We start from the raw sequence: 21,655 nt of genomic DNA on the forward strand, positions 1-21,655 counted from the left end.
GGTGTGTTCCGCTCGCGTTAAAAGTGTTCGTTCACTATTGACATAGCGTTCGTTAAGAAAGAACACTGTCGGGTGTCGGGGATCACATCGAGGGTCCTAGACTTCACAATCCGCACTCCGCAGAGGAGATCCGCTTGTCAACCGCCTCATCGTTCATCGACACCGTCCCGCTCACGCGCTTTCACAAACGTCTGCTGCTGCAGAGCGCCGGCGGACCCTTCCTGGACGGCTACCTGCTGAGCATCATCGGCATTGCCCTGGTCGGGATGACGCCGGAACTGGGCATGTCCACCGGCCAGGAGAGTCTGGCCGGCGCCGCGGCGCTGATCGGCATCTTCGTCGGCGGGGTGGCCTTCGGTCGGATCACCGACCGCATCGGGCGACAGCTGATGTACACCGTCGACCTGTCCGTCCTGGTGGCGGCCTCGGCCCTGTGTGTTTTCGTCGACGCGCCGTGGCAGGTGATCGCCTTGCGCTTCGTCATCGGCATCGCGATCGGGGCGGACTATCCCATCGCCACCGCGCTGCTGGCCGAATGGCTACCGGCCAAGAAACGCGGCGCCATGCTCGGCTCGCTGGTGGTGTTCTGGTTCCTCGGCGCCACCGTGGCCACTTTCGTGGGCTTCACCATCTCGGCACTGTTCGGCGACCACGCGTGGCGGTACATGCTCGGAAGCGCGATCATCCCGGGCATCGCCATCCTGCTGATGCGGATCGGCACACCGGAATCTCCCCGCTGGCTGCTGTCCAAGGGACGAGTGGACGAGGCAAAACAGGCGGTACGCAAGGCATTCGGCGAGAACATCGACCTCACCGGCCTGGAAACCATCGAGACGCCGGCCGCCCAGGATCTGGGCTTCCGTGGACTCATGCGCGGCGTGTACCTTCGCCGGACCTTCTTCTGTGGCTTCTTCTATCTGGCCGCCGTCACCCCGGTGTTCGCGATGTACACCTTCGGGCCACAGATCCTCGGCTCGTTCGGTCTCGCCGAGGGCAATATGTCCAACCTGGGCTACACCCTGATCAGCCTGCTATTTCTGATCGGCTGCCTGCCGGCCCTGCGCTGGACCGAGTCGCTGGGCCGCCGTCCACTGCTGATCTGGTCGTTCGTCGGCATGCTGATCCCGATGGTGGTGCTGGGCATCGCCCCCGCCGGACCGGCGTTCCTGGTGATCGCTGCCTTCGCGGTCTATGCCATCGCCTCGGGCGGACCGAACATCCTCGAATGGTCGTATCCCAACGAGATCTTCCCGACCGAAATCCGTGCCACCGCAATGGGACTGGTCACCGCGGTGAGCCGGGTCGGCGCGGCCATCGGCACCTTCCTGCTGCCGATCGGGTTGGATCACCTCGGCACCGGACCCACCATGCTGGCCGCGGCCGGACTCACCCTGGCCGGCCTGGTCGTCTCGGTGCTGATGGCCCCGGAAACCCGCAATCGCAGCCTGGCCGAAGCGAGTGGAGACGGCACCGTCAAACCAGGGCCGGTCGCTGTCGTGGCCGAGCCCGAGAACCAGCCGGCGAGCCAACCGTGACTCAGCCGTGCGACTTGGAAATCCACGCGATTGCCGAGCTGATCCACAGCGGTGATCTCCTGCCGTCGCAGCTGCTGGAGAGCTGCCTGGATCGCATCGACGCCCGGGAACCGGCTGTCGGGGCGTGGGAGGTCCTCGACGTCGAGGGTGCCCGAGTGCAAGCGAAGGGACTCGACGACCGCCCTCCCGCCGGCCCCCTGCACGGGGTACCGGTGGGAGTGAAAGACATCATCGACGTCGCGGGACTGCCGACCCGATGCGGCTCGCCGGTTCGCGGTGGTGCCCCGGCGGTGCAGGACGCCTGGATCGTCAGGCGGCTGCGGGAGGCCGGGGCCGTCATCGTGGGTAAGACCGTCACCACCGAGTTCGCCTACTTCACCCCGGGCAAGACCCGAAATCCGCACGATGTCGAGCGGACCCCGGGGGGTTCGTCCAGCGGGTCGGCGGCCGCGGTTGCCGACCGGATGGTGCCGTTGGCGCTGGGCACCCAGACCGCCGCGTCCACCACCCGGCCCGCCGCCTACTGCGGGGTGGCCGGTCTGGTGCTGCCTCCCGGACATCTGGACGACAGCGGGATCACCGGGTTGAGTCCCACGCTCGACTCGATGGGCTTCCTGACGCGCTCCGTGCCGGACCTGCAGCTGGTGGCCGCCGGACTGTTGGGTATGGATTGCGCACCGGGACTCGACCACGCGCCTGCCTTGCGAATCTGTGCCGCAGAACAGTTCGGTGAAGTCGAACCGGCCATGCGGGAAGGTTTGGCCAGTTCGGTTGCCGCACTGCACAACAGCGGTGCCGTGGTGGACCGGCTGGCCCCCGAGGCGGCACCGGGATCGCTGGTGCAGGCGCACCTGGACATCATGGCGGTGGAAGCGGCACAGTCCCTGGCGGCCGAGACCGGGCAGGTGAGTCCCAGCCTGCAGGCCCTGCTCGATCAGGGGCGGGCGACGTCCGAGGCTGCCTACCGCCGGGCCATCGACCATGCGCGTAGGCAACGAGATGCGGTCACCGAGCAGTTGCGCGGGTTTGACGCCATCCTGGCTCCGGCCGCGCCCGGACCGGCGCCGGTCGGTATGCCGACCGGCAGCCCGGTGTTCAGCCGGCCCTGGCAGGTGATGGGCTTGACCTCGGTGGCCGTCCCGGGGCTCCGCGACACCGATGGGATGCCGCTGGGACTTCAGGTGATCGGACGGCCCGACGACGTACCGCGGCTGCTCGCCGTGGCCGAGTGGATCGAGCGGGTATTGGCCCGAGCCGTCACGGGTTGATCGTGGGCTCACCGACCTGGCGCCCCCACACGTAGTCGATGAAGATCGGCGAGCCGAGTTCGACGTGGTTGTACGGGGCGATCGACAGACCGGTGTCCATCACCAGATACGGCGCCGGCCACAGGTCGCGCGTGATCTTCTGCCAACAGCCCGGCCGGCCCTCGGGCCCACCGCTGGCATTGACCCGCGGCAGATTGTCCGGATAGACGTAGGCGTTGCCCACCCCGATGCTCGACAGGGTCCCGGTGACGTCCAGCGAATACCCGTTGTCACCGCCGAAGGTCTCCCAGAAGGCCGGTGCGACATCGTGATAGTTGCGGATGGTGCAGAACAACTGCCCCTGATAGTCGTCGAACAGTTTCGACGTCGGGATCAGATCCTGCGCGCCGCGCTGCAGATAGGGACCGCCCCGTTCGAGGATGTCGGACCCGGTTTCGGCGAATCCGACGGCTGCGATCAGGGCGGCGTCGAGGTGACCGCGCTGGGAGTTGAACGTGTCGGCACTACGGGCCGCGTCGGCCAGTCCGTCGAACAGATCAGGCGCGGCCGCCGCATAGCGCGCGCCGAGATCGGCCAACCCGGCGATGTCGTGACGCAGCGCAGGCAGTCGCGGGTTCACCTGGTCGAGGATGGTGTTGCCGTCGGACAACGACTGCCCGAACGCGCTGCCCATACCGGACAACGCCTGCGCGGTGGCCGACAGCGTCTGGTTCAACTTGATCGGATCGACAAGTTCGGTAATCGCGGTGATCGTTTCGAACAAACTGTTGAACTCGGTGGTGACCGCGGTGACATCGATGGCGGTGGTGCTCGAAACCCGTTGTGGGCTTGGATGTTCCGGCGAGGTGAAGGCGACGTACTTGTTGCCGAACACGGTGGTGGCCGCGATGGAGACCTGCACGTTGGCCGGCAGCAGATCAACGTACTTCGGCGTGATGTCCAGGCGTACCAGGGCCCGCACCGGATCTGCGCCGTCCGTGCTGACCGAGGCCACCCGGCCGATCGGCACCCCGTTATAGGTCACCTTCGAACCCGGGTCGAGCACCAGACCGGCCCGCGCGGCCAGCAGGGTCAGCCCGACCTTGGCCTCGAACGCGCCCCGGAACTGCGCCGCGATCAGTCCCAGGGCCAGCGCGAGAACCGTCACCAGCACCGCACCGGCCGTGCGATACGGCGGATTGCGGTGATCGGCAAACACTTTGCGAGACTCTAGGGCATGGCCGCGCGAGGCAGTGTCGATCCACAAAAGACCCGGGCATCGGTTATCGCGGTGGCCGGCTGGTTGCATGACCCGACCGAGCCGGAACCCGCGCGCGCCGAACTGGCCGAGGCCGTCCGGCTGACCGCCCGCACCCTGGCCGCACTCGCTCCCGGCGCCAGTGTCGAGGTCAGGGTGCCGCCCTTCGTCGCGGTGCAGTGCATAGAAGGGCCCCGGCACACCCGGGGCAATCCGCCCAACGTGGTGGAAACCGACGCCCGCACCTGGCTGCTGCTGGCCACCGGGCTGCTGGGACTCGAGGCGGCCGGTGCCGCCGTGCAGATGTCGGGATCGCGGGCCGGCGAGATTGCCCGCTGGCTACCGCTGGTGGCGGTGGACTCGTGACTCACCGGAAGTACGGATACTCCTGCACCCAGTGGAAGCCCCGGTTGCGCAGCGTGAACTGGTCGAGGTCGTAGCGATCCAGCCAGATGTCGACGTCGCGGCCGGACAGCTCACCGCTCAGCTGCAGCTGCTGCGGTGACGGTCGGGTCGCGGTCAGCGAGGCCAGCGGGGAACCGTCCGGTCCCGACACCACCAGGTGGTTCCCGTCGAGCTTGACCGGCGCGTCCACCAACTCGCCGTTCATCCGCTGATAGGTCATCACCTCAGGGGTGTCGAAAACGACGCGCTGCCAACGCTGCTGATCGCTCGTCAAGGGGGCGACGGCCTCGCCGTCGACGTCGAACCGGCTCACCGTCCAGATCCCGTAGAGCTCGGGCTTGTCGCGGCCACCGCCGTACTCGGTCCAGCTCTGCCAGCTGGTCAGGACGCAACCGGCGATCATCCAGATACCAAGCAGGACCTGGACCCGGGCTGCGATGGTGTTGGCGCGTGCATGTGCGAACAGCTCAGGTTGGCGGGCCGGGGTGGTGTCGCGCTGCAGCACCAGGAAGTCCGCCAACCGGCGGTACTGCGGTGCCAGCAGCACCAGCCCCATCAACAGCAGATGGCCGGAGAGGATCTTGACCGGCACATCGAATGTCATGTTCAGCAGGAACACCTGAACCATGCTGGCCACCCCCAGCAGGGCACCCAGGGTCGCGGTCCGCGGAGCGAACAGCAGCACCCCGGCGAGGACCTCGACCGCACCGAGCGTCATTTCGTACGGATACGAGCTGCCGACCTGCAACCACAACACCGAGGCCGGGCTGAAGTCCCCGTACGGGCGCAGCAGTGCGGCCAGGGGCGGGGCCGGCATCTGCGTCGGGACCAACTTGGCGAACCCGTAGAACAGCATCTGCCCGGCCACACACAGCCGTAGGAACGTCAGGAACCAGGCCCACAACCGGGCGTAGTCGCGGCGCCGCCGATCCATCAACGACCACGCTGCGGTACAGGCGATCGCGACGACCAACAGGCAGAACACCATCACCCAGATCGCGGCCTGGTCTCCGCTGCCCGAATCCCGGTGCAGCACCGCCTCGATCCCGAAGACATGTGCGCCGACCCAGCGCAGCAACGGCTCCAGCACGGTCATCTGCCACATCACCGCCCGGTCCGGCAGCCAGTTGCCCACGGCGCCGAGGAACGCGAACAGGATCTGCGCGAACATCAGGCTGAACAGACCGAAGTACAGGAAGCAGAACCGGAATGCGATCTTCGTCACCTCCGGCCACGCCGAGGGCCGGGCGTCGTCATCGGATACCGGACCCGCGGTTGGCAGCGTCTCGGGGAGTTGGGGCGTCACGAAAACCTTCCTTGCCCTTGGCGTGTGGTGGGCCGACGAGGTTGTCCCGACAATTTCGGGTAGGGCACGCCACACCATCGTGCGGTCAGCACGGAAATGCAACCGCGTCCCGTGCTGTTGTAACCGCTGATGCCAGACCGGCCATTCGATTCCTTTGTTGGGCCGGCTGGACCGTAGACTCGGTTATGTCACCAACCGCCGCCCCGGGAGCAGCCCTATCGTGACTGGTCAGCAACTCGACGAGAACGAACCGCGCGAGGAGTGTGGCGTATTCGGGGTCTGGGCCCCGGGTGAAGACGTCGCAAAGCTCACGTACTACGGCCTGTACGCACTGCAACACCGAGGGCAGGAAGCTGCCGGTATCGCGGTGTCCGACGGGTCGCAGATTCTCGTGTTCAAAGACCTCGGGCTGGTCAGCCAGGTATTCGACGAGCAGACCCTGGCCGCCATGCCGGGCCATGTCGCCGTCGGGCACTGCCGCTACTCCACCACCGGCTCGACCACGTGGGAGAACGCCCAGCCGGTGTTCCGCAACACCGCGGCCGGCACCGGCGTCGCACTCGGTCACAACGGCAACCTGGTCAACACCGCCGAGCTGGCCACCCGCGCCCGCGACGCCGGGCTGATCGACATGACGATCCGGGGGAGCGCCGCCGCTCCAGCGACAACGGACTCCGACATCCTGGGGGCGTTGCTGGCCCACGGCGCCGCCGACGCCACATTGGAACAGGCCGCCCTGGAGCTGCTGCCCACGGTCCGCGGCGCCTTCTGCCTGACCTTCATGGACGAGAACACGCTCTACGCCGCACGCGACCCGCACGGTGTGCGCCCGCTGGCTCTCGGCCGGCTGGACCGCGGATGGGTGGTGGCGTCGGAAACCGCCGCCCTCGACATCGTCGGCGCCTCCTTCGTGCGCGACATCGAACCCGGTGAACTGCTGGCCATCGACGCCGACGGGGTGCGCTCCACCCGATTCGCCAATCCGAACCCCAAGGGCTGCGTCTTCGAATACGTCTATCTGGCCCGTCCGGACAGCACGCTGGTCGGCCGTTCGGTGCACGCGACCCGCGTCGACATCGGCCGCCGGCTGGCCCGCGAGCACCCCGTCGACGCGGACCTGGTGATCGGCGTCCCGGAATCGGGAACGCCGGCTGCCGTCGGGTACGCGCAGGAGTCCGGGATCCCGTTCGGGCAGGGTCTGATGAAGAACGCCTACGTCGGCCGCACGTTCATCCAGCCCTCACAGACCATTCGCCAGCTCGGCATCCGGCTCAAGCTCAACCCGCTGCGAGAGGTGATCCGCGGCAAGCGGCTCATCGTCGTCGACGATTCGATCGTGCGCGGCAACACCCAGCGCGCACTGGTTCGCATGCTGCGGGAGGCCGGAGCGCTGGAGGTGCACGTACGCATCGCGTCACCGCCGGTGAAATGGCCGTGCTTCTACGGCATCGACTTCGCCACCCCGGCCGAACTGATCGCCAACGCGGCCTCTGCCGAACACGAGGGCGAGATGCTGGAGGCCGTCCGGCACGCCATCGGTGCCGACAGCCTGGGCTACATCTCCCAGCAGGGCATGATCGCCGCCACCGAGCAGCCTCCCACCCGGTTGTGCTCGGCCTGCTTCGACGGCAACTACCCGATCGAGCTGCCCGGGGAGACCGCCCTGGGGAAGAACGTCGTCGAGCAGATGTTGGCGACCGCGGCTCGCACCGGTGTCCCGCTGACGGCCGACAACGACAACGCGTCGGCGCTGCGCAGGCCCTGACGGCTCCGGCGTCGCGGCGACCCTGACGGCGTCCTTGACGCGGGCTTAACGCCTCCTGCGCTGTACCCCCGAAATAGCGGGGCGGTAGCCTTGCATCCGATGACTAAGGGCGCCGAACAGCACGGCATCGCCGAACAGCACAGCATTTCCTATGCGTCGGCCGGAGTGGACATCGAAGCCGGTGACCGCGCCGTCGAACTTTTCAAACCGCTGGCCGCCAAGGCCACCCGTCCCGAGGTGCGGGGAGGGCTGGGCGGCTTTGCCGGCCTGTTCGCCTTACGCGGCGGGTACCGCGAGCCGGTGCTGGCCGCGTCGACCGACGGGGTCGGCACCAAGCTCGCCGTCGCCCAGGCCATGGACAAGCACGACACCGTCGGCTTGGACCTGGTCGCCATGGTGGTCGACGACCTCGTGGTGTGCGGTGCCGAGCCGCTGTTCCTGCAGGACTACATCGCCGTCGGCCGTACCGTCCCCGAGCGGGTCAGCGCCATCGTCGCGGGCATCGCCGAAGGGTGCGTCCAGGCCGGTTGTGCGTTGTTGGGCGGGGAGACGGCCGAACACCCCGGCCTGATGGAACCCGACCACTACGACATCTCCGCAACCGGCGTCGGCATTGTCGAGGCCGACGACGTGCTCGGGCCCGACCGGGTCCGCCCGGGTGACGTCATCATCGCGATGGCGTCCAGCGGCCTGCACTCCAATGGCTACTCGCTGGCCCGCAAGGTGCTGCTGGAGATCGACCGGATGAACCTGGCCGGCCATGTCGAGGAGTTCGGCCGCACGCTCGGCGAAGAGCTGCTCGAGCCGACGCGTATCTACGCCAAGGACTGCCTGGCACTGGCCGCCGAAACTCAGGTCCGCACGTTCTGCCACGTCACCGGCGGTGGTCTGGCGGGCAACCTGGAGCGCGTCGTGCCGCATGGGCTGACCGCCGAACTGGATCGCGGCACGTGGACGCCCGCCCCGGTGTTTCAGATGATCGCCCAGCGCGGACGCATCGAACGTGCCGAGATGGAGAAGACGTTCAACATGGGCGTCGGGATGGTCGCTGTCGTCGCCCCGGAGGACACTGACCGCGCGCTGGCCATCCTGACCGCGCGACACCTGCAGTGCTGGACGCTGGGAACCGTCAAGAAGGGCGGCAAGGACAGTGTGCGCGCCCAGCTGGTCGGACAGCATCCGCGGTTCTAGGCAGTCAGAGACAGGTCGCGCTGGTAAGCGTTCTGCGTAAACCAGCGCGACCTGTGTCTAAGAGCTGCGACGGACTGCTGACGGCTCAGCGCCGCCAGTCATCCTCACCCGACCATTCATCGGCGTCGTCGTTGACGTCGCCGGAATCGGGAGATCCCGACAGCTCTCGTTGGAGCTGACTGAAGTCGGTCTGCGGTGAGCTGTACTTCAGCTCACGTGCAACCTTGGTCTGCTTTGCCTTCGCCCGGCCGCGGCCCATGGGGGGACCCCCTCGCGCAATAACGGAGCGGCCCAATTACTAGGCGGCTCCGATCTGTGTGTCTTTATTGTCCTGCCGACACTTTACCGTGCCCCGCCGCGAAGCGCTGCCAGGCCCTGCCGCACGGCGACCGTCCTGGGGGTTCGGAAGGCTTGAGGGTTCAACGGCCGCGCAGGCGCTCGACGGCAGCGCGGCCGGCCCCGGCGGTGGCATCGGCCTCGGGCAGTGAGTCCGGGTCGATCGCGGCCGGTACTTGCGCCTCAGTGCCGGCCACGAGCTCGGTGTCGGCCGGCAGCCCACGCTTGAGCAGTGCCAAAGCGATCGGCCCCTCGTCGGCATGCTCCACAATCGTGCCGATCCGGCCGACAGTGCGCCCGCCCGCCGTCACCGGATCCCCGGTCACCGGACGGTCCGACGCCCCGTCGAGGTGCAGAATCACCAGCATGCGGGGCGGTTTGCCCAGGTTGTGGACCCGCGCGACGGTCTCTTGACCGCGGTAGCAGCCCTTGTCGAGGTGGACGGCCCCGATGCCGGGGCCGCCGATCCAGCCGACCTCGTGCGGAATGGTCCGCTCATCGGTGTCCACACCCAGCCGCGGACGTCCCGCGGCCACCCGGTGCGCCTCGTACGCCCAGACGCCGGCTGGGCGGACCCCGGCATCGGTGAGCTTCTGCAGGTAGGCGGCTACGGATTCACGAGGTACCACCAGGTCCAGTTCGATTCCCGCGGCAGGCAGCCTGCGGATGAACCCACCGCCGGGCAGTGGCGCGGCCGTGGACTCCACGGGCAGCTCGTCACAGCCGAGGGCCTTGATCACCGCCGTGTCGGCCAGGCCGGGTCCGAGCAGGGACAGCACCGCCAGAGCGGCGGGCTCGATCTGCACATCGGCCCAGAACACCATCTTGCGCAGGTACGCCAGCAACGGCTCGCCCCGCCACGGCTCGGTGTCCAGATACGTGGTGCCGTCGAGCTCGGTCTGCAGCCAGTGATCTTCGACACGGCCTTGCAGATCCAGGCTGAGGTTCTCGGTGACGGCCCCGTCCGGCAACGCGCTGACGTGCTGGCTGGAGATGCTGTGGAGCCACGTCTGACGGTCCTTGCCGGTCAGCGTGAGCACCGCGCGGTGTGATCGGTCCACCACGACCGCGGCGCGGTCGGCGGCCTGTTGTTCACCGAGCGGATCACCGTAATGCCACGCGGCGCCTGCGTCGGGGCCGGCCTCGGGCGCCGGAACCGCCGGCGGTAGTGCAGTCATAGGCCAACTCTACGTTTGCGGCGCATCGCGCTCTCGGTGCTCTTGGCGCTACGCTGGCGCCCCATGGCAAGCCCACCAGCCGTGCTGGTCACCCTTGACGGGCAGATCCACGATCCGGACGTCCCGCTGCTGCACGCCGACGACCTGGCCGCGGTGCGCGGTGACGGGGTGTTCGAGACCCTGCTGGTGCGCGACGGTAGGCCGTGCCTGCTGGAGGCGCACCTGACCCGGCTGACGCAATCGGCCAAGATGCTTGATCTGCCGGCCCCGGACCTGGATGCCTGGCGGGCGGCGGTGGCACTCGGAGCAGGGCACTGGGCTGCCGAGCACGACGCAGACGGCGTGCTGCGGTTGGTCTACAGCCGCGGCCGGGAAAGCGGGGGACCGCCCACGGGGTTTGCCACCATCGGTGCGGTGGCAAACCGGGTGGCCGGCGCCCGGCGCGACGGGCTGGCGGCGATCACCCTCGACCGGGGACTGTCCCGCAGCGCCAGTGACCTGCCCTGGCTTGCCGCGGGAGCCAAGACGTTGTCCTACGCGGTGAACATGGCGGCGCTGCGGCACGCTGAACGGCACGGCGCCGGCGACGTCATCTTCGTCAGCTCGGACGGCTACCTGTTGGAGGGGCCGCGGTCCACCGTGGTGATCGCAGCCGCAGGGGCCGACGGTCAACCGCTGCTGCTCACCCCACCGCCGTGGTATCCGATCCTGCGTGGCACCACCCAGCAGGCGCTTTTCGAGGTGGCCCGCAACAAAGGATACGACTGCGACTTCCGCGCCCTCACCACCGCGGATCTTCTTACCGCGCAAGGGGTTTGGCTGGTCTCCAGCATTACCCTGGCCGCGCGGGTGCATACGCTGGACGGGCAGCGGCTACCTGATGCGCCCCTGGCCGCCGAAATGGCACAGCTGATCGACGCGGCGATCACCAGCGACCGTTGAGCGGCGAATAAATCGCTTGTCGGGCTGCGCGGACGAGGGTACTTTCGTGGGCACACAGGGAAGGAGGTGGTCCGTCAAATTGAGTGACTTATGGACATGTGAGGTGGCTGCCCGCTAGCAGCGCCGGGGTATTGCCCGCAGCGCGCTGGCGAATTCCCCGCAGCCACCCGGCCCCCGAGCCCCTCGGTCTGTCCAACCAGGAACCAAGGCTCGGGGGCCGCCCCATATCTGGGCCCGGCGAAGACATGACGGTGAGATGTGCGCTTGGGGCTAGCTCGGGCCCGGTGCCAGCGTCGAACACGCTTTGGTGGCCTGTTGCCAGGTTTGGTCGTCAACCCCGGCGGGCGGGCCGGCGACCGGTCCGGGAGCCGCCGGTACCCCGTGCTCGGTCAGACAGTGGGCGTAGGACCCGTGCTCGGCCGGTGCCGAGGTGGGTGCGGGCTGCGGGCCTTCCGACGAGCAGGCGCCCAGGATCGCGGCCGCGGCAAGCAGACCTGCCGTGACGATTGGCCGGCGCATCAGCCGACGAACCGGGACAGTCGGGCCGACAGGTGCGGCACGAGGCCACCGTCGGCGTCCACCCGTTCCTCGACGTACCCCAGATCGCCACCCTCGACGATGCCGTACAGCCGCTTGGCGCCGCCCACCAACAGCCCGGACTTGCTGCGGGCCAGGGCATCGGTGGCCAGCTCCCAGGAAGCCTGGGTGAGGGGTTTGCCGTAGAACAACTCGACATAGCCGGCTGAATGGGCCAGCAGCAGTTCGATTGCCTGTGACTCGGCCGGATCGTCGGGATCGGTGACGAAGCGCCAGAAGCCGGTCTCCCGCAAGCCGGGGGAGTCGTATTCGCCGGACTCGGTCAACCGCCAGGAGCGAGACTCCCAGTTCAGGTAGTCACCGCCGTCGTGGGAGACCACGATCTGCTGGCCGAATCGGTAATCGCCGTGGGTGTCACGGCCTTCACCCTCGCCACGCCAGACGCCGACCAACGGCAACAGCGCCAGGAGAGCATCGTTGAGTCCGACGCCGTCGCGCAGGTTGGCGGTATCGGCGGGTAACGGGAGGTCGTCGAAGACCGGAATGTTGCGGGCGGCGGTGACCTTGGCCCGTTCGGCGGCAGCCGCTACGGCCCGGTCACCGGAACCCGGCTCGGGCGCCGGGGTCTTGGCCGGCACGTCCCGGTCGGAGGTCACGACTCGTCGGTGACGAGGCGGTACAGCGCGTACAGCGCGAACCACGTGATGACCACGACGGCCGCGACGAGCAGAATCTCGAAGAAGAGCACCACGGGAAAGAGTCTAGTTCCTAGTCGGAGGGGTCGGCGTCCCGGGTCGGGGCGCCCTATACCAGTCGAACGTGAGCTTGTGTGCGAGAAATCGCTGAAAGGTCGCACACAAGCTCACGTTCGAGCAGCTAGGTCTCAGGCGGTGCCGATGGGCCTAGCTCCTCATCGGCTCGTGCCTCGCCTTGATCGTCGCTAGGCGACCTTGACGTCGACCTCATGGATGCCGGCACCGGCGGGGGCCACGCTGGCGTCGCCGTTACCCGCCGGCGACAGGGCGCGAAGCGTCCACGTGCCCGGGGCGGCGAAGAAGCGGAAGTCGCCGGTCGCCGAGGCCACCACCTCAGCGGTGAACTCGTCGCTGGAGTCCAGCAGACGCACGAACGCGCCGCCGACCGCCTGGCCGGAGCCGTCCACCACGCGGCCGGTGATGACGGTTTCCTTCTCCAGGTCGACGCCGGCCGGCAACGTCAGTCCTTGCTTAGGTGCAGAGCACATATCAACTTCCCAACTCGATCGGGGCGCCCACCAGGGAGCCGTATTCCGTCCAACTGCCGTCGTAGTTCTTGACGTTCTGGTGTCCCAGCAGCTCCTGCAGCACGAACCAGGTGTGCGAGGAACGCTCACCGATCCGGCAGTAGGCGATGGTCTCCTTCTGCCCGTCGAGGCCGGCCGCGGCATACAGCTTGGCCAGCTCCTCGTCGGACTTGAAGGTGCCGTCGTCGTTGGCTGCCTTGCTCCACGGAACGTTGATGGCGCCGGGGATATGCCCGGGCCGCTGGCTCTGCTCCTGCGGCAGGTGCGCGGGTGCCAGGATCTTGCCGGAGAACTCGTCGGGCGAGCGCACGTCGACCAGGTTCTTCTCACCGATCGCGGCGATCACCTCGTCGCGGAAGGCGCGGATGTTGTTGTCCGGGGCCTTGGCCGAGTACGAGGTTGCCGGGCGGCTGACGGCGTCGGTGACCAGCGGGCGGCCGTCGAGCTGCCAGCGCTTGCGCCCGCCGTCGAGCAGCTTGACGTCGTTGTGGCCGTACAGCTTGAAGTACCAGTAGGCGTAAGCGGCGAACCAGTTGTTGTTGCCGCCGTACAGGATCACCGTGTCGTCGTTGCTGATGCCCTTGTCGCTCAACAGCTTCGAGAACTGCTGCTGATCGACGAAGTCACGCTTGACGGCGTCCTGCAGATCGTCTTTCCAGTCCAGCTTGACGGCGCCGGGGATGTGCCCCTCGTCGTCGTAGGCGCTGGTGTTCTCGTCGACCTCGACGAACACCAGGCCCGGGGTGTCGAGATTGTTCCCGGCCCACTCGGTCGAGACCAGGACGTCGGAACGTGCCATGTACGAATTCCTTTCGATTGCTTCAGGTTTGAGTTGTCAGGCGGGATCGGGGACGCGACGCAGCCGCGCCACCAGCGGGTAGATCTGGCAGCCCAGGCAGATGCCGAAGGCCGCGTTGAGGAATGCCGCCACCAACGCCAGCGCGGTGGCGGTCAGGCCGAGGATGTCCAGGCCGAACCCGAATCCGGCAGTACCGACGACCGCGAACACCAGGCCGACCAGCTGGGCGAACTTCAGCGGCGCCACCGGCTCGCGTTCGCTGACCGGAGCCAGACGCGGCGCGACGACGGTGGCGAAAACGCGGCCATAGGGATGGTGGCGTGGACCGGTGAGCGCGCCGATGGCGAACACCACCGCCTGGACACCCAGCAGCACCGCCGCCGCGGACGTGCTCACACCGGCCAGCAGCACGGTGGCGATCAGTACCGCGGTGGTGACCCAGGCCGCGAAGCGTGGCCCCCGCACGTCGACCTGCGTAGGCGCTACGCCGGCGGCGGGCCTGGTCGATGTCGATGACATGTGAAAGAACTCCTGTTGTTGTCGAAGGTCTGGTGGTGTGCAGGCTCAGGACGCAAGGCCCGAGCGGGCGCGCAGAAGCGCGCGGCTGCCCTCAACAGCAACAACAACAGCAGCAACCCGCGACGCGGCACAGATCAACTGCGCGGCGCTTGGTGAGCACGAGCTCAAGGCGGGCTGACACGAGCGACAGCTTACCCAATGACCGCCGCGTCAAGCCAACAGCGGTTCCAGCGCCGAGCGCAGGTCAGCGGCCTTGGGAACCCCGCTGGTGCGGTACCGCGGCCGGCCATGGCGGTCGAAGATGATCGTGGTGGGCAGCGACAGGACCGAAAGCCGCCGGGCGGCTTCGGGATTGGCATCCATGTCGATCTCGACGTGAGCAACGTCGGGCAGCTCCGCGCAGACCTGGTCGACCACTCGGCGCACGCCGGCGCACGGCCCGCACCATTCGGCCGAGAAGTGCAGCACGGTGGGACCGGTGTCCGACAAACCCAGATCGCTGGTATCGACGTTGGCGGCTTCTTCGCCGGCCTTGACCATCCCCGAACGCAGCGTGATCAACCGGCCGATCACATAAGCCACCCCCAGCGCGGCGATGAGCACCGCGATCGCCGTCACCAGGGAGGCACTCATGACTGCCTGAACCCCGCCAGGTCGATCGTCACTCCCGATGCGATGCCCTCGATGATCACGTCCGAGCCGCGCGCGCCTGCGGTGGTCGGAGCGACGCCGAAGGGCAGTTTCTGGCCGGTGATCGTATTGCTGAACTCCGAGAGCACCGCTGCGGTCTTGTCCTCGGGTACCGGTTCGTCGGCGGTCCCCGGCCCGGTCAGGATTCCGGTGGCGGTGAGCACCAGGGTGGTCTTGTCGGCGTCGGCGAACGACAGGTCAACCGACACGCTGACCCGCTTGTCCACACCGGATGCCTTGGGCGTTCCGGTGAACACCAGCCCCTGAGGGCTGGAGATTCCGGACTCGGTGGTGCCCCCGGTGGCGTCGTTGGATTCGCGTGCCGGCGCCTCCACCAGCAGGTCGTCGATGCCCATGTATCTGCCGATGTGGGTGGAGTCGATGATGATGCGGCTCTCGGCCTTGTTGACGTGCATTTTCGCCGTGGGACGGATCAGCCACGACGCCTCGGTGAGATCGATCCCGTGCAGGGTGGCCTCGAGTGAGGCTTTGCCGACCACCGGGTGATCGACGCTGCCGGCCCGGATCTCGACTTCCCGGTATTTGTGGTTGCGGACCTGGGTGAGGAACGGGAAACCCAGGATGGCCACCCACGGATCCCAGTTCAATCCGGCGGCGCTGCGGATGTTGCGGGCCAGCCGGTACTCCGCGTAGATCGCGGAACCGAAATCGGCGCCGAGCACCCCGACGACGAGTGCGGTCACGGTCGCGGTGAGCCCGATCAGCAGTTTGCGCACCGCCACATTGTCGCCCACGGCAGACGGATCGATCCGCTCGGCGCGGCTGATCCGCAGGTGAGGCGTTATCGTTAGAACACTAATGGCCGGTAACGGCTTCATGTCAGTCATGAATCCGACCGTGCGGACACCGGGGTCCGGGCGATCGTGGGAAGTGATTGCCGGCGCGCCGGAGGACCCGTTGGATCTACTGCTACTGACCGTCGACCCGCATCCCGAGACTGTCTTGCCCTCTCTGTCGCTTCTGGCCCACACCGTGCGGACCGCACCAACAGAAGTGTCCTCACTCTTGGAAGCAGGCAGTGCCGATGTGGCCATCGTCGACGCGCGCACCGATCTCGCGGCCGCTCGCGGGCTCTGTCGACTGCTGGGGACGACGGGCACGTCGGTGCCGGTGGTCGCGGTGATCAACGAGGGCGGATTGGTGGCGGTCAACCACGAGTGGGGATTGGACGAAATCCTGCTGCCGAGCACCGGCCCCGCCGAGATCGACGCCCGGCTGCGGCTGTTGGTCGGCCGCCGTGGCGGCGGCGCCAATCAGGAGAATGTCGGCAAGATCACGCTCGGCGAGCTGGTGATCGACGAAGGCACTTACACCGCGCGGCTGCGGGGGCGTCCGCTCGACCTCACCTACAAGGAGTTCGAGCTGCTGAAATACCTCGCCCAGCACGCCGGGCGGGTGTTCACCCGGGCCCAGCTGCTCCAAGAGGTGTGGGGCTATGACTTCTTCGGCGGCACCCGCACGGTCGACGTGCACGTCCGTCGGCTCCGGGCCAAGCTCGGGCCGGAGTACGAAGCGCTCATCGGCACGGTCCGCAACGTCGGCTACAAGGCGGTGCGTCCGTCCCGCGGACGCACTCCCGCCGCCGAGGCGGCCGGTACCGAACCCGACGACGGCGACGTCGACGACGACTTCGACCCGACCCACGACGCCGGTGAGCCGTTGGCCGGGAGGCTGCCGAGCCAGTGACCGAACTCGACTGGCGAGCCGGGCTGTCACCGGCCGAGCAGACCCGTATCCGTGACCTCATCACCGCCGCCACCACCGCCGACGGGGTGGCGCCCGTCGGCGATCAGGTGCTGCGCGAGCTGAGCCAGGACCGCACCCGCCATCTCGTGGCCACCGACGGTGCTGACCTGGTCGGCTACCTGAATCTGGCCCCGGCCGACGGCGACGATCCGGCCATGGCCGAGCTGGTGGTACATCCCGATGCCAGACGTCGCGGTACCGGTGCGGCGCTGGCCCGCGCCGGACTGGCCGCGGGTGGTCTGGGCACCAGGATCTGGGCGCACGGCAACCTCGAGGCGGCCCGGTCGTTGGCCTCGGCGCTGGATCTGAAGGTGGCTCGTGAGCTGCTGCAGATGCGCCGTCCGCTGACCGACCTGCCGCCGGTGCGAGTGCCCGAGGACGTGCGGATCGCCACGTACCGAGGGCCGCAGGACGACGCCGAAATCCTGCGCGTCAACAACGCGGCCTTCTCCTGGCATCCCGAACAGGGCGGCTGGACCGAACAGGAAATCACCGAACGACGCGACGAGCCCTGGTTCGACCCGGCCGGACTGTTCGAGGCGTTCGACGACCAGACCGGGGTACTGCTGGGCTTTCACTGGACCAAAGTGCATGCCGCCGAGCTGGGGGAGGTCTACGTCGTCGGCGTCGATCCGGCCGCCCAGGGACGTGGCCTGGGCTCGGTGCTGACACTGATCGGCCTGCACCATTTGGCCGAGCGCGCCTGTTCGACGGTGATGCTGTACGTGGAGGCAGATAACTCGGCAGCCGTCGCCACCTACCGGAAATTGGGTTTCGAGGTGTTCAGCGTCGACGCGGCGTACGCCGCCGGTTAACCCGTTTAGCTGTGAACACGCTGAACCTGTTCACTGCTGATTCACCTGCCGTCCGCGAGTTGTCCACTGCGGCCGAATACGTTGCCGGAGAGTCCGAAGCCGTCAACTGGTCGACTGAAAGTGGGACATGTGAAGCTCATCAGCATTGGCAGGGGTGTGGGAAAGCCGATCGGGGTCGCGCTCTCGGCGACCGCCATCGCGGCGCTCACCCTGACTGCGTGCGGTAGCGACAACAACACCGGAACCTCCGGCTCTGCGACTTCGGGTGGCACCGCGGCTTCCTCGGCCGAGTGCGGCGGCAAGAACTCGCTGACCGCCGAGGGCTCGACGGCCCAGCAGAACGCGATCGCCGAATTCAACAAGGTGTGGGGCCAGGTGTGCTCCGGCAAAAACCTGTCGTACAACCCGACGGGCTCGGGCGCCGGGGTCGATCAGTTCATCGCCAAGCAGGTCGACTTCGCCGGTTCCGATTCGGCGCTCAAGGGCGATCAGGTCGCCCGGGCCGCCGAGCGCTGCGGCGGCAACGAGGCCTGGAATCTGCCGCTGGTGTTCGGCCCTGTCGCGCTGGCCTACAACGTCGAAGGCGTCGACAAGCTCGTGGTCAGCCCCGACACGCTCGCCAAGATCTTCTCCGGCCAGATCACCAAGTGGAACGATCCGGCGCTGGCCGCGCTGAACGCCGGCACCACGCTGCCGGATCTGGCGATCACGCCGATCTACCGGTCGGACTCCTCGGGCACCACCGACAACTTCCAGAAGTACCTGGCCGCCGCCGCACCGCAGACCTGGACCAAGGGCGACGGCAAGGAGTTCCAGGGCGGAGCCGGTGAGGGCGCGCAGAAGTCCTCCGGAGTGGTTCAGGCCGTGCAGGCCACCCCCGGCTCGATCGGCTATGTCGAGAAGAGTCCGGCCGCCGCCGCGGGCCTGCCCTACGCCGAGATCGACAGCGGTGCCGGTGCCGTCCCGCTCGACGACCAGTCGACCACCAAGGCCGTCGGCGCGGCCAAGTTCGAGGGTGAGGGCAAGGACCTCGTGCTGGACTTGAACGCGCTGTACGCCTCGAAGGAGGCCGGGGTGTATCCGCTGGTGCTGGCCACGTACGAGATCGTCTGCTCCAAGGGCTACGACGCCGACACCGCCGCGGCCGTCAAGTCCTTCCTGACCGTGGCGGCCAACGAGGGGCAGGCCAGCCTGTCGCAGGCCGGATACATCGCCCTCCCCGACGAGTTCAAGCAGCGTCTGCTGACCTCCGTCGAGGCCATCGCATAGACAGCCCGCTGGCATTAGGGGAGGAATCTGGGCAAGGATGGGTTTTTCGACCATATGACCAACAGGGGCCCTGACGGGACAACAGTGACGACGCCGAATCCATCTGAATCGGGGTCGGGGGAGACGCTCGCCTCCCCCTTCCCTGAGCCAGAACCCATCTCCACCAACCCTTCCAAGGGCGCCAAGGTTCGCCTCGGCGACCGGATCTTCCATAGCGTCGCCGAAGGTTCGGGCATCCTGATCGTCACGCTCATCGCGGCGATCGGGGTGTTCCTGCTGTGGCGGGCAGTGCCGGCCCTGACCCGCAACGAGGAGAACTTCTTCCTCTACGGCGGCAACTGGATCACCACCGACACCTCGGCGATGCACTTCGGCATCTTCGATCTGCTCCAGGTCACGGTGTTCGTCTCGGTATTTGCTTTGGTGTTGGCGATGCCGGTGGCGTTGGGTATCGCGATCTATCTCACCCAGTACGCCTCGCGCCGGTTGGCCGGGCCGCTGGCCTACCTGGTGGACCTGTTGGCCGCGGTGCCGTCCATCGTCTACGGCGTGTGGGGCCTGTACGTCTTGGCCCCGGCGATCAAACCCTTTGCGGTGTGGCTCAATACGAACCTGGACTGGCTGTTCCTGTTCAAGACCGGCAACGCCTCGGTGGCCGGCGGCGGCACCGTCTTCACCGCGGGCATCGTGTTGGCGGTGATGATCCTGCCGATCATCACCGCGGTGACCCGCGAAGTGTTCATCCAGACCCCGCGAGGCCAGATCGAGGCCGCGTTGGCACTCGGGGCCACCCGCTGGGAAGTGGTGCGCACGACGGTGTTGCCCTTCGGCCTGTCGGGTTACATCAGCGGGGCCATGCTGGGGTTGGGCCGCGCGCTCGGTGAGACCATCGCGCTGCTGATCATCCTGCGTGGTACGCAGACCGCGTTCAGCTGGACGCTGTTCGACGGCGGCTACACCTTTGCGAGCAAGATCGCCGCGACGGCAAGCGAATTCAACGACGAGTACAAGGCCGGCGCCTACATTGCCGCCGGCCTCGTGCTGTTCATCCTCACCTTCGTGGTGAACTCGCTGGCTCGGGCCGCGGTCGCCGGAAAGGGGCGGTCATGACCTCCACCCTCGAGCGGCCGGTCAAGGCGGCCGCGTTCCAGGGCGTGAGCCTGCGACGCAAACTCACCAACCACGTCGCCACGGTGTTGGTGACCCTCTCGGTGCTGATCGCCCTGATCCCCCTGGCCTGGGTGCTGTACGCGGTGATCGTTCGGGGCTGGCGCGCATTGACTTCAGCCACCTGGTTCACCCACTCGCAGGCCGGGATGACGACGTTCATCGAAGGCGGCGGGGTCTACCACGCCATCGTCGGTACCGTGCTCCAGGGTTTGGTGTGCTCGCTGATCTCCATTCCGATCGGCGTGATGGTGGCCGTTTACCTGGTCGAGTACGGCGGTGGCACCCGCCTGGGCAGGGTCACCACGTTCATGGTCGACATCCTCACCGGCGTGCCCTCGATCGTCGCCGCGTTGTTCATCTACGCGTTGTGGGTGGCCACGCTCGGGTTCGGCCGGTCCGGGTTCGCGGTGTCATTGTCGTTGGTGCTGTTGATGATCCCGGTGATCGTGCGGGCCACCGAGGAGATGCTGCGCATCGTGCCGATGGACCTGCGTGAGGCGAGTTACGCGCTGGGCGTGCCGAAATGGAAGACGATTGTGCGGATCGTCATCCCGACGGCTTTGTCGGGCATCGTCACCGGCGTGATGCTGGCACTGGCCCGGGTGATGGGTGAGACGGCGCCGCTGCTGATCTTGGTCGGTTACGCCCAGGCGATGAACTTCGACATGTTCAGCGGGTTCATGGGCTCGCTGCCGGGCATGATGTACGACCAGATTTCGGCGGGCGCGGGTGCCAACCCGGTGCCCACGGACCGGCTGTGGGGCGCGGCGCTCACGCTGATCCTGCTGATCGCCCTGCTCAACGTCGGTGCCCGGGCGATCGCCAAGTTCTTTTCCCCCAAGAAGGTGTAGGAGCCATCCATGGCCAAACGGCTGGATCTCAAGGACGTCAACATCTATTACGGTGCGTTCCACGCCGTTTCAGAGGTTTCACTGTCGGTGCAGCCGCGCAGCGTGATGGCCTTCATCGGTCCGTCGGGCTGCGGCAAGTCGACCGTGCTGCGCACGCTGAACCGGATGCACGAGGTGATCCCCGGCGCGCGTGTGGAGGGTTCGGTGCTGCTCGACGGCGAGGACATCTACGGCCCCGGGGTGGACCCGGTGGGGGTGCGCAAGACGATCGGGATGGTGTTCCAGCGCCCGAACCCGTTCCCCACCATGTCGATTCGCGACAACGTGGTGGCCGGGTTGAAGCTGCAGGGCGTGCGGAACAAGAAGACCCTCGACGAGGTGGCCGAGCGCTCGCTGCGCGGGGCCAACCTGTGGAACGAGGTCAAGGACCGGCTGGACAAGCCCGGCGGCGGACTGTCCGGTGGTCAGCAGCAGCGGTTGTGCATCGCCCGCGCCATCGCGGTGCAGCCCGACGTGCTGTTGATGGATGAGCCGTGCTCGGCGCTCGACCCGATTTCGACGCTGGCCATCGAAGATCTGATCTCCACGCTCAAGCAGGATTTCACGATCGTCATCGTCACCCACAACATGCAGCAGGCCGCCCGGGTGAGCGATCAGACCGCGTTCTTCAATCTCGAGGCCACCGGCAAGCCGGGCCGGCTGATCGAGATCGACGACACCGAGAAGATCTTCTCCAACCCGACCCAGAAGGCCACCGAGGACTACATCTCGGGTCGTTTCGGCTGAGTTCTTC

Annotated in this window: 24 protein-coding genes; 12 read left to right on the forward strand and 12 right to left on the reverse strand. The window is 67.4% G+C overall.

The annotated features are described in order from the left end of the window. The first annotated feature begins 134 nt into the window (after positions 1-134). Positions 135-1,535: an MFS transporter gene (locus tag A5733_RS18595; RefSeq protein ID WP_076241196.1), complete on the forward strand. Its 1,401-nt coding sequence runs from the start codon at positions 135-137 to the stop codon at positions 1,533-1,535. After that, entirely contained in the window at positions 1,532-2,803 is a 1,272-nt protein-coding gene (locus A5733_RS18600) for an amidase (protein ID WP_233152727.1), read from the forward strand. The genes A5733_RS18595 and A5733_RS18600 overlap by 4 nt, the downstream gene beginning before the upstream one ends. Here A5733_RS18600 and A5733_RS18605 read toward each other — a convergent pair. After that, positions 2,793-4,001, reverse strand: a complete 1,209-nt coding sequence (locus A5733_RS18605) for an MCE family protein (protein WP_067769815.1) — start codon at positions 3,999-4,001, stop codon at positions 2,793-2,795. The two genes, A5733_RS18600 and A5733_RS18605, sit on opposite strands and share 11 nt — an antisense overlap. Positions 4,002-4,019: 18 nt before the next feature. Between A5733_RS18605 and A5733_RS18610 the strand changes: the two genes are divergently transcribed. After that, positions 4,020-4,406, forward strand: coding sequence for a sterol carrier family protein (locus A5733_RS18610; RefSeq protein WP_067769817.1), 387 nt, complete (start codon positions 4,020-4,022; stop codon positions 4,404-4,406). 1 nt (position 4,407) lies between these two features. On the opposite strand, the gene A5733_RS18615 is transcribed toward A5733_RS18610, so the two are convergent. Beyond that, entirely contained in the window at positions 4,408-5,751 is a 1,344-nt protein-coding gene (locus A5733_RS18615) for a DoxX family protein (RefSeq protein WP_369830954.1), read from the reverse strand. 220 nt (positions 5,752-5,971) lie between these two features. On the opposite strand from A5733_RS18615, the gene purF reads away from it, so the two are divergent. Both purF and purM read left to right on the forward strand, forming a co-directional pair. After that, positions 5,972-7,516 (forward strand): amidophosphoribosyltransferase, encoded by a 1,545-nt coding sequence (gene purF, locus A5733_RS18620; RefSeq protein WP_076241197.1) that lies wholly within the window; start codon positions 5,972-5,974, stop codon positions 7,514-7,516. Positions 7,517-7,615: 99 nt separating this feature from the next. Then, positions 7,616-8,707 (forward strand): phosphoribosylformylglycinamidine cyclo-ligase, encoded by a 1,092-nt coding sequence (gene purM, locus A5733_RS18625; RefSeq protein WP_076241198.1) that lies wholly within the window; start codon positions 7,616-7,618, stop codon positions 8,705-8,707. Between the two features lie 85 nt (positions 8,708-8,792). Here purM and A5733_RS18630 read toward each other — a convergent pair whose 3' ends face one another. Together A5733_RS18630 and A5733_RS18635 are read right to left on the reverse strand one after the other, a co-directional pair. Beyond that, the gene (locus A5733_RS18630) at positions 8,793-8,966 is read right to left on the reverse strand and encodes a DUF3073 domain-containing protein (RefSeq protein WP_076241199.1); all 174 of its coding nucleotides are present in this window, start codon (positions 8,964-8,966) and stop codon (positions 8,793-8,795) included. Positions 8,967-9,126: 160 nt separating this feature from the next. Beyond that, complete coding sequence (locus tag A5733_RS18635; protein WP_076241200.1) at positions 9,127-10,221, reverse strand: folate-binding protein YgfZ; 1,095 nt, start codon at positions 10,219-10,221, stop codon at positions 9,127-9,129. Positions 10,222-10,284: 63 nt separating this feature from the next. On the opposite strand from A5733_RS18635, the gene A5733_RS18640 reads away from it, so the two are divergent. Next, a complete protein-coding gene (locus tag A5733_RS18640) occupies positions 10,285-11,163 on the forward strand; it encodes an aminodeoxychorismate lyase (protein ID WP_076241201.1) in 879 nt (292 codons plus the stop codon). A gap of 270 nt (positions 11,164-11,433) precedes the next feature. On the opposite strand, the gene A5733_RS18645 is transcribed toward A5733_RS18640, so the two are convergent. From A5733_RS18645 to lmeA, 8 genes are all read right to left on the reverse strand, one after another. Continuing rightward, a complete protein-coding gene (locus A5733_RS18645) occupies positions 11,434-11,682 on the reverse strand; it encodes a hypothetical protein (protein ID WP_076241202.1) in 249 nt (82 codons plus the stop codon). Beyond that, positions 11,682-12,356 carry an FABP family protein gene (locus A5733_RS18650; protein ID WP_076241203.1) on the reverse strand — a complete coding sequence of 225 codons (675 nt, stop codon included), beginning with the start codon at positions 12,354-12,356 and terminating at the stop codon, positions 11,682-11,684. Before A5733_RS18650 ends, A5733_RS18645 begins: the two co-directional genes overlap by 1 nt. 284 nt (positions 12,357-12,640) lie before the next feature. Next, on the reverse strand, positions 12,641-12,943 hold the full coding sequence (locus A5733_RS18655) for a DUF1416 domain-containing protein (protein WP_044520476.1): 303 nt from the start codon (positions 12,941-12,943) through the stop codon (positions 12,641-12,643). 1 nt (position 12,944) lies between these two features. Further along, the gene (locus tag A5733_RS18660) at positions 12,945-13,781 is read right to left on the reverse strand and encodes a sulfurtransferase (RefSeq protein WP_067769828.1); all 837 of its coding nucleotides are present in this window, start codon (positions 13,779-13,781) and stop codon (positions 12,945-12,947) included. A gap of 36 nt (positions 13,782-13,817) precedes the next feature. After that, positions 13,818-14,300: a DUF4395 domain-containing protein gene (locus tag A5733_RS18665; RefSeq protein WP_076241204.1), complete on the reverse strand. Its 483-nt coding sequence runs from the start codon at positions 14,298-14,300 to the stop codon at positions 13,818-13,820. Positions 14,301-14,391: 91 nt separating this feature from the next. Further along, positions 14,392-14,481 (reverse strand): Ms5788A family Cys-rich leader peptide, encoded by a 90-nt coding sequence (locus A5733_RS28250; RefSeq protein WP_350222965.1) that lies wholly within the window; start codon positions 14,479-14,481, stop codon positions 14,392-14,394. A gap of 29 nt (positions 14,482-14,510) precedes the next feature. Continuing rightward, a complete protein-coding gene (locus tag A5733_RS18670; RefSeq protein ID WP_067769832.1) occupies positions 14,511-14,933 on the reverse strand; it encodes a thioredoxin family protein in 423 nt (140 codons plus the stop codon). Beyond that, positions 14,930-15,745 carry a mannan chain length control protein LmeA gene (lmeA, locus tag A5733_RS18675; protein WP_076241205.1) on the reverse strand — a complete coding sequence of 272 codons (816 nt, stop codon included), beginning with the start codon at positions 15,743-15,745 and terminating at the stop codon, positions 14,930-14,932. The genes A5733_RS18670 and lmeA overlap by 4 nt, the downstream gene beginning before the upstream one ends. Before the next feature lie 163 nt (positions 15,746-15,908). Between lmeA and A5733_RS18680 the strand changes: the two genes are divergently transcribed. From A5733_RS18680 to pstB, 6 genes are all read left to right on the forward strand, one after another. Beyond that, positions 15,909-16,697 (forward strand): response regulator transcription factor, encoded by a 789-nt coding sequence (locus tag A5733_RS18680; protein WP_142254085.1) that lies wholly within the window; start codon positions 15,909-15,911, stop codon positions 16,695-16,697. Next, positions 16,694-17,572: a mycothiol synthase gene (mshD, locus tag A5733_RS18685; protein ID WP_076241206.1), complete on the forward strand. Its 879-nt coding sequence runs from the start codon at positions 16,694-16,696 to the stop codon at positions 17,570-17,572. The genes A5733_RS18680 and mshD overlap by 4 nt, the downstream gene beginning before the upstream one ends. Positions 17,573-17,701: 129 nt before the next feature. Beyond that, complete coding sequence (gene pstS, locus A5733_RS18690) at positions 17,702-18,841, forward strand: phosphate ABC transporter substrate-binding protein PstS (RefSeq protein WP_076241207.1); 1,140 nt, start codon at positions 17,702-17,704, stop codon at positions 18,839-18,841. Positions 18,842-18,895: 54 nt separating this feature from the next. After that, a complete protein-coding gene (gene pstC / locus A5733_RS18695; RefSeq protein WP_076241208.1) occupies positions 18,896-19,951 on the forward strand; it encodes a phosphate ABC transporter permease subunit PstC in 1,056 nt (351 codons plus the stop codon). Further along, complete coding sequence (pstA, locus tag A5733_RS18700) at positions 19,948-20,862, forward strand: phosphate ABC transporter permease PstA (protein WP_067769843.1); 915 nt, start codon at positions 19,948-19,950, stop codon at positions 20,860-20,862. Before pstC ends, pstA begins: the two co-directional genes overlap by 4 nt. A gap of 9 nt (positions 20,863-20,871) precedes the next feature. Further along, on the forward strand, positions 20,872-21,648 hold the full coding sequence (gene pstB, locus A5733_RS18705) for a phosphate ABC transporter ATP-binding protein PstB (protein WP_067769845.1): 777 nt from the start codon (positions 20,872-20,874) through the stop codon (positions 21,646-21,648). The last annotated feature ends 7 nt before the right edge of the window (positions 21,649-21,655 follow it).

The organism is Mycobacterium sp. NS-7484 (assembly GCF_001953975.1).
GTDB lineage: Bacteria > Actinomycetota > Actinomycetes > Mycobacteriales > Mycobacteriaceae > Mycobacterium.

Excerpts from the sequence above, each read along its gene's own strand:
- purM (WP_076241198.1), top strand. The coding sequence starts at position 7,616 with ATGACTAAGGGCGCCGAACAGCACGGCATCGCCGAACAGCACAGCATT.
- A5733_RS18660 (WP_067769828.1), bottom strand. The coding sequence starts at position 13,781 with ATGGCACGTTCCGACGTCCTGGTCTCGACCGAGTGGGCCGGGAACAAT.
- A5733_RS18635 (WP_076241200.1), bottom strand. The coding sequence starts at position 10,221 with ATGACTGCACTACCGCCGGCGGTTCCGGCGCCCGAGGCCGGCCCCGAC.
- A5733_RS18630 (WP_076241199.1), bottom strand. The coding sequence starts at position 8,966 with ATGGGCCGCGGCCGGGCGAAGGCAAAGCAGACCAAGGTTGCACGTGAG.
- A5733_RS18645 (WP_076241202.1), bottom strand. The coding sequence starts at position 11,682 with ATGCGCCGGCCAATCGTCACGGCAGGTCTGCTTGCCGCGGCCGCGATC.
- A5733_RS18640 (WP_076241201.1), top strand. The coding sequence starts at position 10,285 with ATGGCAAGCCCACCAGCCGTGCTGGTCACCCTTGACGGGCAGATCCAC.
- pstB (WP_067769845.1), top strand. The coding sequence starts at position 20,872 with ATGGCCAAACGGCTGGATCTCAAGGACGTCAACATCTATTACGGTGCG.
- A5733_RS18655 (WP_044520476.1), bottom strand. The coding sequence starts at position 12,943 with ATGTGCTCTGCACCTAAGCAAGGACTGACGTTGCCGGCCGGCGTCGAC.
- pstA (WP_067769843.1), top strand. The coding sequence starts at position 19,948 with ATGACCTCCACCCTCGAGCGGCCGGTCAAGGCGGCCGCGTTCCAGGGC.
- A5733_RS18610 (WP_067769817.1), top strand. The coding sequence starts at position 4,020 with ATGGCCGCGCGAGGCAGTGTCGATCCACAAAAGACCCGGGCATCGGTT.
- A5733_RS18665 (WP_076241204.1), bottom strand. The coding sequence starts at position 14,300 with ATGTCATCGACATCGACCAGGCCCGCCGCCGGCGTAGCGCCTACGCAG.
- pstC (WP_076241208.1), top strand. The coding sequence starts at position 18,896 with ATGACCAACAGGGGCCCTGACGGGACAACAGTGACGACGCCGAATCCA.
- A5733_RS18670 (WP_067769832.1), bottom strand. The coding sequence starts at position 14,933 with ATGAGTGCCTCCCTGGTGACGGCGATCGCGGTGCTCATCGCCGCGCTG.